This window comes from Hymenobacter latericoloratus, from assembly GCF_014199535.1.
GTDB classification, from domain to species: Bacteria; Bacteroidota; Bacteroidia; order Cytophagales; family Hymenobacteraceae; genus Hymenobacter; species Hymenobacter latericoloratus.
On sequence record NZ_JACHNV010000009.1, the window covers coordinates 116,783 to 133,743 of the forward strand.

The window sequence follows — 16,961 nt, forward strand, 5'->3', positions numbered from 1 at the left end:
AATGCCCAATAGTTGCGCTCGGGAGGGTTGGTAATGCTTTCAGAGGTAAGACCGACCGCTGAGCTTCTCCCCCTAAGCGCCCCTACCGGAAAGAGAAATTTATTTGTTCCACCACACGGGAGTGGTCATGGCATCGGGGCCCTGCTGGGCTAGCGCGTTGTAATAGGCGGTGGGGTTGAGGCGCTGCTCGGCCCGCGGATAGCGCAGGCGCCGAGGTACTTGACCGTTGGTTTCGCCGGGGTTTTGGGTGGCCTGCAGCACCGGAAACCCAGTACGCCGGTACTCGGCGTAGGCCTCGAAGCCATTGTGCCCAAAAAGGGAAAGCCACTTCTGGGTGATGATCTGCTCCAGGGCACGGGCGGGCTGGAAGCGCACCCCGGGCTCCTGCAGGTAAGCCACGGCTACATCGGGGTTCGTAATGCCGGCCAGAGCCAGGGCCTCGCGTACGCCAGCGTTGTACCACTGCTCGGCCGTGCCACCGGCATCCCAGCCGCGCAGGCAGGCTTCCGCCCGCAGAAAGCATACTTCGGCGTAGGTCAGCAGATTCTGGTCGTTGGTGATGGCGCGGTAGCGGCTACCGGCCTGCGAGAAGCTGGCAGGGGCGTATTCCCGCATGGTCAGTTGGGTAGCCGATAGGCCATTGGGCAGCCCCACCCGCGCCGGATTGCTCCCGGATACGGCGTCGGCAAAAACCGTCAGGCGGGGGTCGTGGTAGCGGGTCAGGTACTCAACAAGGGTGGCACTGATGCGGCAGTCGCCGAAGCCTAGCACCACGGCCAGCGGATTCTGGTTAATCCGGATGCTACCCCCGGTATTCTTCATAACGGCCGATTCGCGCTGGCTGGTCATGACGCCGGCCGCCAGGGCTTCCCGGACGTGCTGCTCGGCCAGAGAAGGGTAGGCCGCCGCGAGCCGCATGGCCGTCCGAAGCCGCAGAGAGTGGGCAAAACGGCGCCACCGCTCATTAATTTCGGCTACCGAAGCCGCCGGGAAAGCCGCTCCGGGGTTGGCATACAGCAGATCCGAGGCGCCGAAACTATCCTGTTGCGAGTCGTCGAGGGCCGCGGCGGCAACTTGCAGCTCCCGTAGTAAATCGAGGTAAATTGCCTGTTGCCGGTCGTAAGGGGGGCGCACTAAGCCCGTTGCGCCCTCAAAAGCGGAGAAATACGGCACGTCGCCCCAATAATCGGTGATGCGCTGAAACAGGAAAGCCCGCCAGATCCGGGCTTGGCTCAGCCGGTTTACCGCGCCGGGCCTGCCCTGCATCTGCCGGATGGCCTGCTGCAAATCCATACCGTAGCCCGAGTAGAAGCTGTTCCAGAAAGTAGTGGCCCACTGGTCGTTGCTTTCGTAGCGGTCCGTGGAGAAGCCGGGGGTAGAGTTGGCAAAATACTGCACCCACATGTTGGCATGCAGATGTTCGCCTACCTGCTGGTCGTTGTCGTAGAGCGAGCCGTATTTCAGGGCCCGGGCAAATAGCATCTCGGGCGAGGCCTCGCTGGTTTTGGTGGGGTCGGAGTTGATTTCCTCAAACCGGTCGGTGCAGCCGGCCAAAGCCAGCAGGGCAATGCCGGAGGCCACGGGTAGCAGACGATGAACGGCGGAAAGCAGCATAGGGGGGCAGCGGCGCGGGTTAAAACTCCAGCGTAAGATAATAGCCTACCGTCTGGCTATTGGGGTAGCCGCCCGATTCCAGCCCCTGCGCCCGGGAAAGGTTGTACGCCGATTCAGGGTCAAACCCCTGCGTTGCCCGCTTCAGAAACCCCAGGTTTCGACCAATAATAGAAAAACTGGCCCCCTGCAGCCGCCCTATACGCGTGATAAAAGCCGCCGGCAGTCGGTACGTCAGGGTTACTTCGCGCAGCTTAACGAAGGTAGCATCATACACGAACGGCTCTGAAAAGGTAGATAACCTGGCCCAGTAGGCTTGCGGGTTAACGTAGCGCCGACTGGGGGTGTAGGTGTTATCGGGGTTGCGCACGGCGCCCTCCACCAGCAGTCCCCCCGTCGGAATCCACTCCTGCGGGCTGATGCCGGCGGCTTCGCGGGCCGCTTCGGAGGCGTACCAGCCCGCCCGGCCCGCCAGGGTGGCGCGGGTGTTCCCAAATAGCGCGGCCTGCTGCTGCGAAACAGAGTAGATCTGACCACCCCAGCGCGCATCCAGCAGTACGCTCAGGCTCAGATTGCCGTAAGAAAACCGGTTGAAGAAGCCCCCGAACCAACGGGGTTGAAAGTTGCCCAAACGGGCAGTGGTTTGGCCAGGCGGCAGGGGTAGGCCATCGGGGCCAACCAGCAGGCGGCCGTCGGGGGTGCGCTGAAGCTGGGTGCCGACAATATCGCCGAATGGCCGGCCGGCTTGCGCAACAATAGCAACGTTGTTTGATTCGGCTCCTAACTGATAGAGCGGGTTGTCTTCCGCCAGACGCACTACTTTGGAGCGGTTGGCGGCCCAGTTCAGGGTGAGCTCCCACTGCAGGCGCTGGCCGGGCCGTAGAGGAGCCGCCGACGCTACCACTTCCAGCCCCTGATTCTGGATGTTGCCGGCGTTGAGCAGTTGGGTCCGGAAACCGGAGGTAGCCGAAATCAGGACGCTGGTGACTTGGTTGAAGGTATTACTGCGGTAGGCGGTGATATCCAGGGTAGCGCGGTTCCGGCCGAAGCGCATTTCTGAGCCTACCTCTACCGAGCGGGTAATCTGAGGCTTGAGGTGCAGCACGGCCAGCTGATCCTGCAGGTTGGCGAAGGGCTGACCCAGGTGGGAGCTGCCTACGCCCGGTGCTTCGGGCACACCGGAGCCCAGGTCGTACTGGGTCGTCAGCTCGTAAGGGCCGGCGCCTTTGCCTACGCGGGTCCAGGAAGCGCGCAGCTTCCCCAGCGTAAGAAAGCGCGACTTCCAGCCCAGCAGCTCGGTGTAAGAAGCAGCCAGTGAAGCGCTGGGGTAAAAGTATGACCAGCTGCCGCGCGGCAGGGTAGAGTCCCAGTCGTTGCGGCCCGTAACTTCCAGAAACACTGCCTCGCGGTAGGCCAGTTGGGCCCGGCTGAATACCGACTGCACCTCAAACCGGGAGAAAGAATACACCGGCGACTTACTGGCGGCATTGGCCAGCGTAAACACATTAGGCCTCAGCAGGCCCTGGCCCGTTACGCCGGTGGTTTCGTTGCGCTTCTGCAGCAGGCTGCCAAAGGCCTGCCCCGTCAGGGACCAGCGCTGCCCCAGTTGGCGCGAGCCGCTGGCAATAAAATCGAAGTTGTGTTCCCGCATGTGCAGCCGGCTCTCGGCCACGCCGCCCCGGTCCGGCACGGCCGTATTGTTCCAGGAAGTGTAGCTGGCGTAGCGGTACCCCACATCGGAAACATAAAAATCGGTGCCTGCCCGCAGTTGTAGCCACAGCCTATCCGTGATGTCGTAGCGCACAGCCGCGAAGCCGTTGGCCCGGTGCTGGTTGGCTTGGTTGGTATTGAGGTAGGCCGTCCAGAAGGGGTTCTGGCGCATCGTGTTTCGGAAGCCCGCATCCCGGTTCTGGTTCCAAAGCACGGGCCGCAGCGTCAGCGGGTCGCGGTAGGAGCGCAGGTCATCCAGGTCCACACTGCGCGGCAGGTGCTGAAACTGCGTCATCACATTGTCGGAATTAGAACCCAGGGTGGGCCGGTTGAAATTGCGCGAGTAGATGTAGCTGGCTTTCACATCCACGGATAACCGGCTGGTAAACTGCCGCGTAGCGCGCACGGTTGCAAAATTGCGGGCCAGACGGCTGTTGGGGTAGGTGCCCCGGTTGCGCAGGTCGGCCACCGACACGCGCAGGGTGGAGCGCTCCGTCCCGGTGGCCAGCGCCACGGTGTTGGCCGTGGTATAGCCCAGCTGAAAGAAGTCCTGCACGTTGGTGGGCTGCGCCGAGAAAGGCTTCAGCTGCCCGGTCCAGTGGCGCACCAGCTGGCCTTGCATGCGTGGGCCCCAGCTCCCCACTGATTCCAGGGCTTCCTCTACCTGCGGAAAACCTTCCGGCGTCAGAATCAGCTTGCCCGCGGCATCATCCAGAAAGCGCCCTTGGGTGCCTTGTCCGTACTGGTTCTGGTAGTTGGTCAGTAGGTGGGCCCGGTCGAAGGTAGTAGTAGAGCTGACACTGAGGTGCAGGCCGGGCTGGCCTTTTTTGGTGGTGATAATGAGCACTCCGTTGGCGGCGCGGTTGCCGTACAGGGCCGCCGCGTTGCCGCCCTTCAGCACCGATAGGGAGGCAACATCTTCCGGGTTGATGGCCGAGAGTCCGTCGCCGGAGTCGTAGCCCCCGTACCGGGTTGCCTGCAAGGGGTTGCGGTTATCGATGGGCACCCCATCTACTACCACCAGCGGACGACTGTCGCGGGTGAGCGAGGTATAGCCTCGGATGATAATGTTGGTGGAGCCCATCGGTCCCGAGCCGCTCCGGCTGACCTGTACGCCGGCCAGCTTCCCGCTTACGGAGTTAATAAAGTTTGGCTCCCGGGACTCAACTATCTGGCCGGCCGGCAGGTCCTGCACCGAGTAGCCCAACGACTTCCGCTCCCGCGCCAGCCCGAAACCCGTCACCACCACCTCGGCCAAGGTGCGGGCATCTTCGCGCAAAACAACCGCTATTGCCTGCCTGAGCGGCGCAACCCTGACTTCCTGACCGATAAAGCCCAGGGAATTAACCACCAAAACGCTGTCGGTGGAGGTAAGGGGAAGCGTGAATTCTCCGTCGGCCGAAGCAATAGCACCCCGGGTAGTACCCTTCACTAGCACGCTGGCGCCCGGCAAAGCAAGGCCGGTGCTCAGGGCCATAATCCGCCCCCGCAGGGTGCGCCCGAAGGCAGTGGCCGGCGGGGCAGACCTGGTAGTGGGCGAGGGGGTAGGGGTGGGCACCGGCCTGGAAGAAAACAGCTGCAGCACAATCTGCGGCCCAACAATGCGGTAGTTCAGCCCAACTGGGTGCAGTAGCTGCTGTAGTGCCTGCTCCAGAGGGGCCTGCGTCAGCTTCAGTGTGGGCACCCGCCGGCCTTGCACCTGGGCTTCGCTGTACACAAACGTATAATGCGTTTGTCGTTCCAGCTCCCGGAGGACGGCCGGAAGCTCCTGGTCTTTCGTCTGCAGCGAGACAAGCGGTGCGGGCGCGGCAGTCTGACTATAGCCGACGCTGGCTGTTGCTAGCAGTGCGGCTGTTACCAAGGCCCGTGGGTAGCCGCGTAAACCGGTACTGCCTCCGGACCACGCCCGCGCTACAGATGCCGGAAGCCAATACTTCATGTAAACGGTAGCGCGGAAAAGAAAGTGGTAAAATCTCTCCCAATATACGCCGCTCCGGGCTTACAACGAGCGGCCCGAGGCGGGCTCAGCGGCACAGCCCGGGCCGGTAATCAACAGCTGATTATCCGTCAGCTCAAACCCAAAGCTACCCGTCAGGGACAGGATGCTGATGACTTCTCGCAGGGTTTGGTTGCGGAAGCGGCCAGTGAGGCGGCAGTTGCGCAGCTGCTCGTTGGCAAACTGCACCCGTACGTTGAAATGCCGTTCCAGGGTGCGGGCCACATCGGTCATCGACGTGCCCTGGAACACGAGGCCCCCCCGGCTCCAGGTAGCATAGTCCTGGCTGTTTACTTCTTCCCGCCGCAGGGTTTCGCTGCTTTTAGAGTACACCACCCGCTGATTGGGCACCGCGTACATCGTATCGGGAGTGGATGCGGCGGCCGTGTGAATAAAAGCTACCCGACCCGTTACCACGGCAGTTTCCACTGTTTCGTCTTCCTCGTAGGCTTTTACATTGAAGGACGTGCCCAGTACCCGCACCTGCTCCCGGCCCAGGTGAATAACAAAGGGCTGCCGGCGGTTGGGCGTTACCTCAAAAAACGCCTCTCCCTGTAGGTACACTTCGCGGCGGGCTTCCTTCTTAAAGGACAAAGGAAACCACAGGCGGCTATCGGCGTTCAGCCATACGGCCGTTCCGTCGGCGAGCAGTACTTTGGCGGTGGCTCCCCGTGCTGTGGTCTTCTCAGTGAAGGCCAGCGGAATGAGTGCTCCTTGATTATAATGACGGTAGCCCCAGTAGCCGACAGCGGCACTGCCGGCCAGCAGCAGCGCCGCCACGGAGGCTGCCAAACGAGTGCGCCACCATGGCTCCGAAGCCGAAGCCGGCTGTAATGGTAGCAGGTGGGGGGCAGTTGCTTCCTCCTCCTCTTCCTCGAGGCGGGCCAGCAGGCGCTCTAGGGCAGCGGCGGTATCGGTTGGCGCTACCGCCGGGACCGGGCTCTGCCAGTACCGTCGGGTTTCTTCATACACTAAGCGCTCATCGGGCGAAGCCTGGGCCAGCCACGCATCCAGCACTTCGTGCTCGGCTGCTGAAAGCTCTCCGGCCAGGTCCTTCCCAATAAGTTCATGTAGTGCTGAAAGCTCCATAGATAGAAACAGATAGGTACGCCTTGTATAAGGTATAGACACAGGCGCCGGTGTATGCCCTTAACCCGGTGCCAAAACTTACGGGCCCCGCGCCGGGTGTTGCCGGCAGCACCTGCCCTAAACTCCGCTGGTCCCTACCCCCAGCAGCAACGGAAATGCTGCTAACGCAACCCGCAGCACGCGGTTGGCGGCCGAGGCTGAAGCAGAGGAGCGCATCTGCAGGTGCTGCTGCAGTTCCGCGCTGATTTTCTTGATGGCGATGCCCATCTGTACCTCAATGGTTTTCACCGAGATGCCCATGATTTCGGCTACCTCCTTGTACTTCAAGCCATCCTCCCGGATCAGCTTGAAGATAATTTTACACTGGGGAGGCAGCTTCTCCACGGCCCGCTGAATCTCGGCCTGTAGCTCGGCCGTCAGCAGCTCCCGCTCCGGGGTCATCAACTCCACCGTCAGGGCTACTGGTACTTCATCCAGGGACATGCCCGGCTGGTTTCCTGCCTTCTGCAGGTAATTTAGGGCCTGGTTCTTAACGGCAATGTAGAGGTAGCTATTGATATTTTGCACCGCTACCAGGGCAACCCGTTTCTGCCACAGCTTCAGAAATACGTCGGAAACGGCCTCCTCCGCCAATTCCCGCGAGCGGACATAGAGCATGGCAAACTTCAGCAGCCGGGCGTGGTAATGGCTGAAGAACTGGGCAAATGCCTGCCGGTCGTCGGTGGCCATGCGGCGCACGAGCTCTTCGGTGGGGAAAGAAGCGGAATCCATGGAAATATTTTAACTAAAAGTACCGGGCTCCGTGCGGTAAACCAAATAAAGTCAGGTGCTCAGGCTTTCAGCACGGGTAGCTACTCATCGTGCCTAACTGTTCCCAAATCAGTTTCCTGACTTTCAATAGCAGGCAACTCAAACTTCCAGCGCACAAACGCCTCCAGCCCTTCGTATTCAGGTAGGCCCAACTGGTCGTAGAGGCGGGCGGTAGTGCGGTTGCGCTCCTCGGCCCGCTGCCAAAACTCCCGCTGGTCGGCGCCGGGAAACAGCGGCCGGTCCTTCTGCGACTGGTGCTTGAAAATGGCCCGCCGTTTCCGCGTAAGCTCCTGGGGCGACAGTGGCACGGCCATTTCAATCTGGTCAACGTCCCACTCTTGCCACGCGCCCCGGTATAGCCAAACCCTACAGTCCGGCAGCCACCCGGCCTGAGCCGCCTGCAGCCGCCGGATGGCCTCAAAAATGGCCGCCAGACACACGCGGTGGGTTCCGTGCGGATCAGACAGGTCGCCGGCCGCATACACTTGGTGCGGCCGTATTCGCTCAAGCAGCTCCACGGTCAGCCGGATGTCTGCTTCCCCGATGGGTTTTTTGCGCACCCGGCCGGTTTCATAGAAAGGCAGGTCCATGAAATGCACATTCTGGTCGGGGATGCCCGCGTAGCGGCAGGCGCTTTTAGCCTCTCCGCGCCGGATTAGCCTTTTGATCTGCTGTACCTCCGCTGAGTCAACCTGGCCGGGGTGCTTGTGGTGCAGAAAGTCGGCTACGCGGCGGTACAGGGCTTCGGCGGGCTGCTCATCCAACCGGAACGCCTCGTCGTACTCGGCTACAAACTCAGCAAACCGAATGGCTTCGTCATCGAACACGGCAATATTCCCCGACGTCTGGTAGGCTACGTGCACCTCGTGGCCTTGGTCCACGAGGCGCAGCAAAGTGCCACCCATGGAAATGACGTCGTCATCGGGGTGGGGCGAGAAAATAAGTACTCGCTTTGGGAAAGGGGCCGCGCGCTCCGGCCGGTCCGTATCATCGGCGTGGGGCTTGCCGCCGGGCCAGCCCGTAATGGTGCGCTGCAACTGCCGAAACACCCGGATGTTGATGTCGTAGGCCAGCCCCGATTCGGCCAGCAGCGCCGACAGCCCATTTTCGTTGTAATCTTCGTCGGTGAGCTTCAGAATGGGTTTTTGCAGGGTGCGGGCCAGCCACGTAACGCCCTTGCGCACGGTGGCTGCGTCCTGCCAGTTCAGGGCCTTTCCTACCAGCCACGGCGTTTTTACCCGGGTCAGCTCGGCGCTGGCCGCCGCGTCCAGCACTACCTGCACGGCCTTGTGCTGCTGAAGGTAGGTAGCCGGCACCGAGTCTGACATGTCGCCTTCTACCATCCGCTTCACCACGGCCGCTTTACCCTCACCCCAAGCCAACAGCACAATCTGGCGGGCTTCCAGAATGGTGCCTACGCCCATGGTGAGGGCGCGGCGCGGTACGTTCTCTTCCCCGTAAAAGTCGGAGGCGGCGTCGGTGCGGGTAATGTGGTCGAGGGTAATCAGGCGGGTGCGGGAGGCGGCCCCGGAGCCGGGCTCATTAAACCCAATGTGCCCGGTGCGGCCAATGCCCAGCACCTGCAAATCAATACCGCCCGCCGCCCGGATCTGCTCCTCGTAGCGCCTACAGAACTCTGCTACCTGTTCTTGCGCAATAGTGCCATCCGGAATGTGAATGTTTTCGGGCTGAATATCAAGCTGATCGAATAAGTATTCGTGCATAAAGCGCACGTAACTCTGCAGCGAGTCGGGCCGCATGGGGTAGTACTCATCCAGATTAAAGCTGATAACGTTGCGAAAACTTAGGCCTTCCTGCTGGTGCAGGCGCACCAGCTCCTCGTAGAGACGGGTAGGGGTAGAGCCGGTAGCCAGCCCCAGCACGCACATCTGGCCGGCCGCCGCCTTCCGGCGAATAAGCTCTGCAATCTGGTGGGCCACCGCTACGGAGGCTTGCTCAGAATCGGCATAAATCTGGGTGGGTAGGCGCTCGGCCCGTAGTTCAGCAGCAGTATCCATCGGGGGTAGGCAACAAGGTGGGTAGGGAAGACGCCGGAAGGATAGCTATAATCAGGAAAATACCCTAGCCCATCTTTAATTTGTTCTACCTGCGGGTCTTGGCTACCGAGAAGGGTACTGGTCAACTCAGGCGTGTGGGTTGAGGAACCCACCCCCGTTACTTGGGGGGCTCAGAATCAGCCGCTGCACATTCAGGAATTTGAATGTCACAAATAGAAGGGTATTGGCCTTTCCAGCAGGGCTGTTCGGGTGCACTTTGCAATGCTGAGCTCCTTGGCTCAGCTTGGATCGGCTATGTTCTCCTCAACCACTAAAAACCGCTATTTACTGCAGGTAGGCTTTGTGCAGCTGGCTCTGTATCGTTCCTGGGACTACCCCGTCGGCCATACCGAAGCCGCCTTTATTCCTGTCACAGATGTGCGCTATCAGTATCACCTTCCGGCCCAGGATGGCACCCAACTCTACGCCTACTCCTGGGTGCAGGAGCCGGGCTACCTGCTCAGCACAGCGCGGCATATTTCCGCCTTCGAGCACATCGTGGCCGAAATCGAAAACGATGACCTCCTCAGCCTGCAACTCCATGTAGAGCAGTTTTTCCGGCAGCATGGGGGAGTGGCCACGCCGGCTTCTGCTCCCGCGCCAGCGGTTCTGTACTGGAGCTAGCTGACTTGTTTCAGCCGGAAAACAAAAAAGCCCTTCCGCATAAAGCAGAAGGGCTTTTTAGTGGTAATGGTTGGAATCGAACCAACGACACCAGCATTTTCAGTGCTGTGCTCTACCAACTGAGCTACATTACCAGCTCTTGGTGCCCCCGAGGCGTTGTAGCCATTGGGGAGCACAAAAGTAGCAAACCTTTTTCAACCTGCAAGACGTACCGAAAAAAAATTTTCGGCCGGAAACTAAGGCAAGCAAATACTGTAATTTGTTATGCATAACGAGTATATTTCGGCCTAAACCCCAAACCTACCCAATTCCCGTGCACTTTTCTTTTCAAAACATCCTCTTCCTGCTGGTAGCAGTGGCGGGCTTTGGCCTGTTCTTCTGGCAAGCGCGGAAGATTCGGGCCAATATCCTCGTCGGGCGCGACCGGGACATGAGCGGCAACGTGAACGAGCGGCTGTGGAAAACGCTGCTGGTTGCCTTCGGGCAGCAGAAAATGTTTAAGCGCCTGACGCCGGCTCTGCTTCACTTGGTGGTGTACATCGGGTTCATTGTCATCAACATTGAGGTCATTGAAATTCTGGTGGATGGCATTTTTGGCACCCACCGGTTTCTGCAGTTTCTGGGCCCGGTGTACTCGGCCCTGACGGCTACCAACGAGGTGCTGGGAGCACTGGTTATTGTGGCGGTGGTAGCATTCTGGTGGCGCCGCAACGTGCAGGGAGTGCGCCGCTTCACGGGCCCTGAAATGCGGGCCTGGCCTCGGCTGGATGCCAACGTCATTCTTTACATCGAGGTGATTTTGATGGGAGCCCTGTTCACCATGAATGCCGCCGACCTGAAGCTGCACGGAGCCGATTTGCCGGGAGCCTACCCCATCAGCCAGTTCCTGACGGGGCTGCTGCCCGAGAGTCCGGCGGCGCTGCATGTGCTGGAGCGTATTGGGTGGTGGGCCCACATTGTGGGTATTCTGCTCTTCCTGAACTACCTGCCCAGCTCCAAGCACTTCCACATCATTCTGGCCTTCCCGAATGTGTACTTCTCGCGGCTGGTGCCGCAGGGGCAGTTTTCGAACGTGGAAAGCATCACCCACGAGGTGAAAGCCATGATGGACCCCAGCTACCAGGTACCTACCCCGGCTACGGCCCCCGATGGCTCGGCCGCCGCGCCTACCCCCTTCGGGGCCAAGGACGTGGACGATTTGGCCTGGACCAATCTGCTCAATGCCTACTCCTGCACCGAGTGCGGCCGCTGCACCTCGGTTTGTCCGGCCAACCTCACCGGCAAACTGCTCTCGCCCCGCAAAATCATGATGGATACCCGGGACAGGATGGAGGAGAAGTACAACTCACCCCTGGTTTTCAGCCCGAACCTGTACGGCAAGGAAGCCAAGCACAGCCAGCAGGAGCAGCTCGATAAAGAAAACCATACCCTGTTGCGGGGCTACGTTACGCCCGAGGAGCTGTGGGCCTGCACTACCTGCAATGCCTGCGTGGAATCATGCCCGGTGAATATCAACCCCCTGGAAAGCATCGTGGAGATGCGCCGCTTCCTGGTGCTGGAAGAATCGGCCGCCCCGAACTCGCTCAACGTAATGTTCAGCAACATCGAAAACAACGGCGCTCCGTGGGCCTTCTCGCCCTCCGACCGCTTCAACTGGGCCGATGATCTGTTTGTAACCGAGAAAAGCCCATCCGTAGCTAAGCAGGCGTAGGCTGCTTTCCTTTCACTTTCAACTGACAAGCGTCACCTGATATAATGGCTGAGCAAACCGCTAAGCGTCAAATCAACGTTCCGATGATGGCCGACCTGGCCGCCCGGGGCGAAACCCCGGAGGTGCTGTTCTGGGTAGGCTGCGCCGGTGCCTTCGACGACCGGTACAAGCGCGTAACCCGGGCTTTTGTGCGCATTCTGGAGCACGTAGGGGTGAACTACGCCGTGCTGGGCATGGAGGAAACCTGCACCGGCGACCCGGCCAAGCGCGCCGGCAACGAGTTCCTGTTTCAGATGCAGGCCATGCAGAACATTACCACCCTCAATGGCTACGGCATCAAGAAGGTGGTAACGGCCTGCCCGCACTGCTTCAACACCATCAAAAACGAATATCCTGCTCTCGGCGGCGAATACGAAGTAATTCACCACAGCACGTTCCTGCAGCAGCTCATCAACGAGGGCCGCGTGACGGCTGAAGGCGGCGAGTCGTTCAAGGGCCGCCGTATTACCTTCCACGACTCCTGCTACCTGGGCCGGGCCAACAATATCTACGAGGCGCCCCGCGCCGTGCTGGAAGTGCTGGATGCCGACCTGCTGGAAATGAAGCGCTGCAAAACCAACGGCCTCTGCTGCGGGGCCGGCGGCGCCCAAATGTGGAAAGAGCCGGAGCCCGGCAAAAAAGACATCAACATTGAGCGGACCGAAGAAGCCTTGGCTACCTTGGACGGTCACGCCGAAGTCTTGCAGAACCTGAACGGGGTAGAAAGCACTGCTCCGGCTCTGCCCGCCGGCTCCAACCACGGCGGCAGCGTTATTGCCGTGGCCTGCCCGTTCTGCATGACCATGATGGCCGACGGCGTGAAGAACAAAGAGCGGGAACAGGATGTGCAGGTGTTCGACCTGGCCGAGCTTATTGCATCTGCCGAAGGGCTTACAGCCTAGCAAGTCTGCCAGTATACTACCCTCCGTAGAATCCACAGCCCCGCCGGAACTTCCGGGCGGGGCTGTTTCTTTGTAAGAAGCCGGCCTCAAATGGCTCGGCGCCTCTCGTCGCCAAACAAAGAGGCGCGTTCCACTCTTCCCCTTTCCTACCCGCTATTGCACCATGTACGTTCCTTTCGACCAACTGCCTGCTACAGCCCGCATCTGGATTTACCAAGCGGAGCGACCTTTCACTGAATTGGAAATAGCAGCCCTGCAGCCGGCGCTCCAGCAGTTCGCCGCCGACTGGACCAGCCATGGCCGCACGTTAGCTGCTTCGGCCGAAGTGCGCTACCAACAATTCTTAGTGATTGGTTTGGATGAGGCAGTAGCCGATGCCAGTGGCTGCTCCATTGATGCTTCCGTGCGGTTTGTGCGCGGCCTCGAAGATCAGTTTCGGGTGCAACTGCTGGAAAAAGCCAAGCTGGCCTTCCTGATGGATAACCGCGTGCAACTCCTCGACCGCCGCGAGCTGCGTCCGGCCGTAACTAGCGGCGCGCTTTCGCCTGACACTCTCTACTTCGACAATACCATTGGTACCGTTGGGCAGTTGCGCGCGGCGTGGCCAGCGCCGGCCGCCGCTACTTGGCTGGCCCGCTACTTTCAGGCGGTAGTGCGCTAAGCCAGAAATTCGCTGAGTGGTTGTACCTTGATATACTTCCTTCCAAAATGTTCGTTATTCATTTTGGTACTGTACGCATCCTACCCCTGTACTTCATGAAAACCTATATTCTACTAGGTGCCATAGCCGGTTCGGCGGCCTTGCTCAGTGGCTGTGCTACCTCCGGCGGTATGAGCAAGGCCGATAAGCGCTTCGCTCAGGGCGAATATGAAACCGCTATTGCGTTATATAAGAGGGAGGTAGCCAAGGGCCGTAACGTGGCGCAGTATAACTACCGCATTGCAGAGGCCTACCGCCTTTCCAACCGCTTGGAACAGGCCGAGCCGTATTATAAAGCCGCCCTCGATGGCAAAGCCAAAGCACCCGATGCGGGTTTCCGCTACGGACAGGCCCTGCGGGCAGCTGGTAAACCCGAGGAAGCCGCTACTCAGTTTGAAGCCTACGCCCAAACGGGCAGCAACCGCACGTTGGCTGAGCAGGCTGAGGTGGCCGCCCGTATTGCCCGCGCTTCTTCTGCTTTGCTAGCGCTGCGCACCAATGATGAAGTGCTACCCCTGGACCAGATCAATACGCCGGCCGCCGAGTTCAGTGCCACCCGCATGCCGGAAACCCGGGAGCTGGTATTTGCCTCGGGCCGCGAAGGGAAGGTCTTCCAGGGCAATGGTGAGGGATTCAATGACCTGTATGCCATCAGATTTGAAGACGAGCAGAAGCTGAGTGGCGGTACCGTCCGGAAGCTGGAGCCCATCTTCAATTCCGACAACCGCCACGAAGCCAGTGCTACCTACTCGCCCGATGGCAAGATGATGGTATTTGCCCGTTCCAACGATGGTTCCAAGAAAGGCTACCTGAGCGTGGATCTGTGGGTGTCTTACTTTCGGAACAATGCCTGGACGGAACCGGAAATCCTGCGCGGAGTGAATAGCAGCACCGCTGATGAGTTTTCTCCGGTATTTTCTCCCGACGGGCAAACGCTTTATTTTACCTCTACCCGCAAAGGTGGCTTCGGTGGCAACGACCTCTATAAATCCATCCTCGAGGGGCCCGGTCGCTTCTCTACCCCTGAGAATCTGGGCGACCAAATCAATACTCCCGGCAACGAAAACTTCCCGGCCATTGCCCCCGATGGCACTCTGTACTTCTCCTCCGACGGGCACCCGGGATTAGGCAAGCTCGATATCTTTAAGGTACAGAAAGGAAAGGTGGTCAACCTGGGCGCGCCTATTAATAGCAATGGCGACGACTTTGCGCCTTTCTTCACCAGTCCGCGGGTAGGCGTATTCGCCTCCAACAGGGCCGGCGGGAAGGGTTCCGATGACCTCTACCTGTTCCGGGAGCGTCCGTATAAGTATGTAGCTTTTTACGTTGATGGCACGCTGGTAGAGCGAAACGATAAAACCGGTGAATCAGCCCCGGTGCTTAATGAAACGGTTACGCTCTATACTAATACTGGTCAGAAGCTGCAGGAAGTAACCACTGGCCCGAGTGGCAAATTCAGCATGAAGCTGGATACCGCTGCGGCTACGTATTCCCTGATTGCGAACCGATCGGGCTATTTTACGGCCCGCAACAGTGTCAGCACCATTGGGCGTCGTCCAGCCCAAGATGCCTTACCCGATCTGATGAACGATGTGAGAGTGCCAGTAACCCTCACCCTTACTAAAATCGAAAAGAACAAGGCCATCGTCGTTGATAATATCTTCTACGATTACGACAAGGCCGACATCCGTCCTGATGCCGCTACCGAGCTTGATAAGCTGGTACAAACCCTCAACGATAACCCTCGCATTACCATCGAGCTAAGCTCTCATACTGACTCCCGCGGTAAGGATGCCTATAATATGGCTCTTTCCCAGCGCCGGGCCGAATCAGCAGTGGCCTACATTATATCAAAGGGTATCGATAAATCCCGGATTACCGCCAAAGGCTACGGTGAAACCCGACCTGTTATTAGAGGAGCTAAAACAGAAGAGGATTACCAGCGTAACCGTCGCACCGAATTCAAAGTCACTCGGATTGCAGAGTAACAGTTACCACGCATAACAAAGCCCGGATTGCTTGCCGCAGTCCGGGCTTTGTTTTTTACCCAGAAGCCTACCAAGCCAACAAGTAAGCAAGCAACCAAACTTTACCAGATTGGCACAATCCTTGGCTTTAGCCCTTATGAGTTCGGTATTCACGTTTCTTCTAGCTGCTAATCATGAAAAAAGCTTTACTTCTCTGCCTTGGGTTCTTTCTGTTATGGGCCGCCCAAGTAAAAGCTGCTCCTGCAAATGTTAGCTTCACTGCGGAACGGGGGGTAGTATTTCAGTTGATCTTCGATGGCCGAGCCCTTACCCAAGCCGGAACCCAGCAAGTCCGCCTCGACCGTATCGCCCCGGGTTACCACCAAGCTGAGTTCTTTATTCCTACCAGGTACGGCCGTAGTATTAACTACCGTACTCAGATTTTTCTTGATGAGGGTCTGGAAAGCAGCTTTGTGTTGGTAACTCGCAGTGGCTACCCGCCCGTTTTACGGAAAGTGTCTGCCCTTCCTATTCCTCGGCGTGGCTATAACCATGGCCCTCGCCCGACCTATCCACCCGCTTTGCCTCCGGCTCCTGATTATAACAATGAGCCCCCTTACCCGAACAGTTACCCTGGCCGCCCCTATATAATGGCTCCGCAAGAAGTAGCCGACCTATTCGATGCTGTCCAGCGCCAGCCTTTCGACGATAATAAGTTGCCCATCATTCGGGGGGCGTTGCAAGATGCGGCTATATCTGCCGATGATGCCCGCCGCTTTGTCTCTACCCTCTCCTTCGACCGGAATCGAATAGAGCTAGCCAAATACCTGTACACGCACGTAGCCGATCGGCAAAACTTTTACCGTGTTTACGAGGCTCTCCAGTACCCATCCAGCATCCGCGAGGTACAACAGTATGTAGAGTCGTATCACCGCTAGTCAATAATTTCTGCCCGGATAAAATGCTCCTGCTAACACAGGAGCATTTTTTTTAGCCCTAAGTGAACGATTATTTATCAGCTAACTGTTTGCCAAACTGACGTCTAGACGAGACGCCTGAAAAATTGAGGAAGCCTTCAACGAAAAAAGAGAGGCGAGGGTTTGGAGATATCAGATCAGTCTTGCACTTTTGCACTCCCAAACCGAAACGCGGTAGGGGGCCAGGGTCGGGACGCGGTGCGCCGGCTGGGTCGAATCTGCTCCTTGCTTTCCTCTGCAAACGGGCTGCCCGCGGGTCGCCCGAAAAAAAAGAGGGGGCGGGGCTTGCGAAAGTGAAACGGACGGTGCTACCTTTGCACCCCGATTCAGCCGGAAGCGGGTTGGGAAGACGGAAAAAACTTTCGCGCTTTCCTTGCAGAAGATAAACAAGAGGTGCTACCTTTGCCGCCCGGTTCTGGCTCAGAAACGGGGCCCAGGCCCCGGAGGCCACGAAAAACGAAGAAAAAGTTTTTCGGGGCTAAGCTTGGAAAAAGCAAAACCGGGTGTACCTTTGCAGCCCGCTTCAACCGGAAGCGGCCGGCGCGCTTCGGCAAGCGAAACACTTCGAAAAAGTTTTTTGCGCTGAGCTTGCGAAACGAAAAAAAGAGTGTTACCTTTGCAACCCGCTTCGAACGGAAGCACGGAAAGGCTCACGAAACCAGCCGCTTACCCAAAGCGGCACACGGTCAGAAACAGCGGTTTTTGGCACACGTTCTTTGAATGACTGGAAAAGACAAATTGGTAAGGTCTTCGGCTACCTGCGGGTAC

Annotated in this window: 11 protein-coding genes and 1 tRNA gene; 6 read left to right on the forward strand and 6 right to left on the reverse strand. The window is 58.8% G+C overall.

The genetic code is table 11. The features are described 5' to 3' along the window. Positions 1–99 precede the first annotated feature (99 nt). The 5 genes from GGU46_RS19940 to nagB form a co-directional block, all read right to left on the reverse strand. The gene (locus GGU46_RS19940; RefSeq protein WP_183405318.1) at positions 100–1,614 is read right to left on the reverse strand and encodes a SusD/RagB family nutrient-binding outer membrane lipoprotein; all 1,515 of its coding nucleotides are present in this window, start codon (positions 1,612–1,614) and stop codon (positions 100–102) included. Positions 1,615–1,633: 19 nt separating this feature from the next. Then, positions 1,634–5,182 (reverse strand): SusC/RagA family TonB-linked outer membrane protein, encoded by a 3,549-nt coding sequence (locus GGU46_RS19945; RefSeq protein WP_183405319.1) that lies wholly within the window; start codon positions 5,180–5,182, stop codon positions 1,634–1,636. Positions 5,183–5,320: 138 nt separating this feature from the next. Further along, entirely contained in the window at positions 5,321–6,406 is a 1,086-nt protein-coding gene (locus GGU46_RS19950) for a FecR family protein (RefSeq protein ID WP_183405320.1), read from the reverse strand. Between the two features lie 117 nt (positions 6,407–6,523). Beyond that, on the reverse strand, positions 6,524–7,177 hold the full coding sequence (locus GGU46_RS19955) for an RNA polymerase sigma-70 factor (RefSeq protein ID WP_183405321.1): 654 nt from the start codon (positions 7,175–7,177) through the stop codon (positions 6,524–6,526). A gap of 80 nt (positions 7,178–7,257) precedes the next feature. Beyond that, positions 7,258–9,234 carry a glucosamine-6-phosphate deaminase gene (nagB, locus tag GGU46_RS19960; RefSeq protein WP_183405322.1) on the reverse strand — a complete coding sequence of 659 codons (1,977 nt, stop codon included), beginning with the start codon at positions 9,232–9,234 and terminating at the stop codon, positions 7,258–7,260. Positions 9,235–9,528: 294 nt separating this feature from the next. On the opposite strand from nagB, the gene GGU46_RS19965 reads away from it, so the two are divergent. Then, a complete protein-coding gene (locus tag GGU46_RS19965; RefSeq protein WP_183405323.1) occupies positions 9,529–9,897 on the forward strand; it encodes a hypothetical protein in 369 nt (122 codons plus the stop codon). A 61-nt stretch (positions 9,898–9,958) separates the two neighbouring features. Here GGU46_RS19965 and GGU46_RS19970 read toward each other — a convergent pair. Beyond that, positions 9,959–10,031: transfer RNA gene (locus GGU46_RS19970), tRNA-Phe, on the reverse strand. 179 nt (positions 10,032–10,210) lie between these two features. Here GGU46_RS19970 and GGU46_RS19975 point away from each other — a divergent pair. The 5 genes from GGU46_RS19975 to GGU46_RS19995 all read left to right on the forward strand — a co-directional run bounded on the left by GGU46_RS19975 (position 10,211) and on the right by GGU46_RS19995 (position 16,154). Next, positions 10,211–11,608 (forward strand): 4Fe-4S dicluster domain-containing protein, encoded by a 1,398-nt coding sequence (locus GGU46_RS19975; protein ID WP_183405324.1) that lies wholly within the window; start codon positions 10,211–10,213, stop codon positions 11,606–11,608. Positions 11,609–11,694: 86 nt separating this feature from the next. Then, a complete protein-coding gene (locus GGU46_RS19980; protein ID WP_183405334.1) occupies positions 11,695–12,549 on the forward strand; it encodes a (Fe-S)-binding protein in 855 nt (284 codons plus the stop codon). 163 nt (positions 12,550–12,712) lie between these two features. Next, positions 12,713–13,210: a hypothetical protein gene (locus tag GGU46_RS19985; protein WP_183405325.1), complete on the forward strand. Its 498-nt coding sequence runs from the start codon at positions 12,713–12,715 to the stop codon at positions 13,208–13,210. 95 nt (positions 13,211–13,305) lie between these two features. Next, a complete protein-coding gene (locus GGU46_RS19990) occupies positions 13,306–15,237 on the forward strand; it encodes an OmpA family protein (RefSeq protein ID WP_183405326.1) in 1,932 nt (643 codons plus the stop codon). A 629-nt stretch (positions 15,238–15,866) separates the two neighbouring features. Then, the gene (locus GGU46_RS19995) at positions 15,867–16,154 is read left to right on the forward strand and encodes a DUF4476 domain-containing protein (RefSeq protein WP_183405327.1); all 288 of its coding nucleotides are present in this window, start codon (positions 15,867–15,869) and stop codon (positions 16,152–16,154) included. Positions 16,155–16,961: the final 807 nt, after the last annotated feature.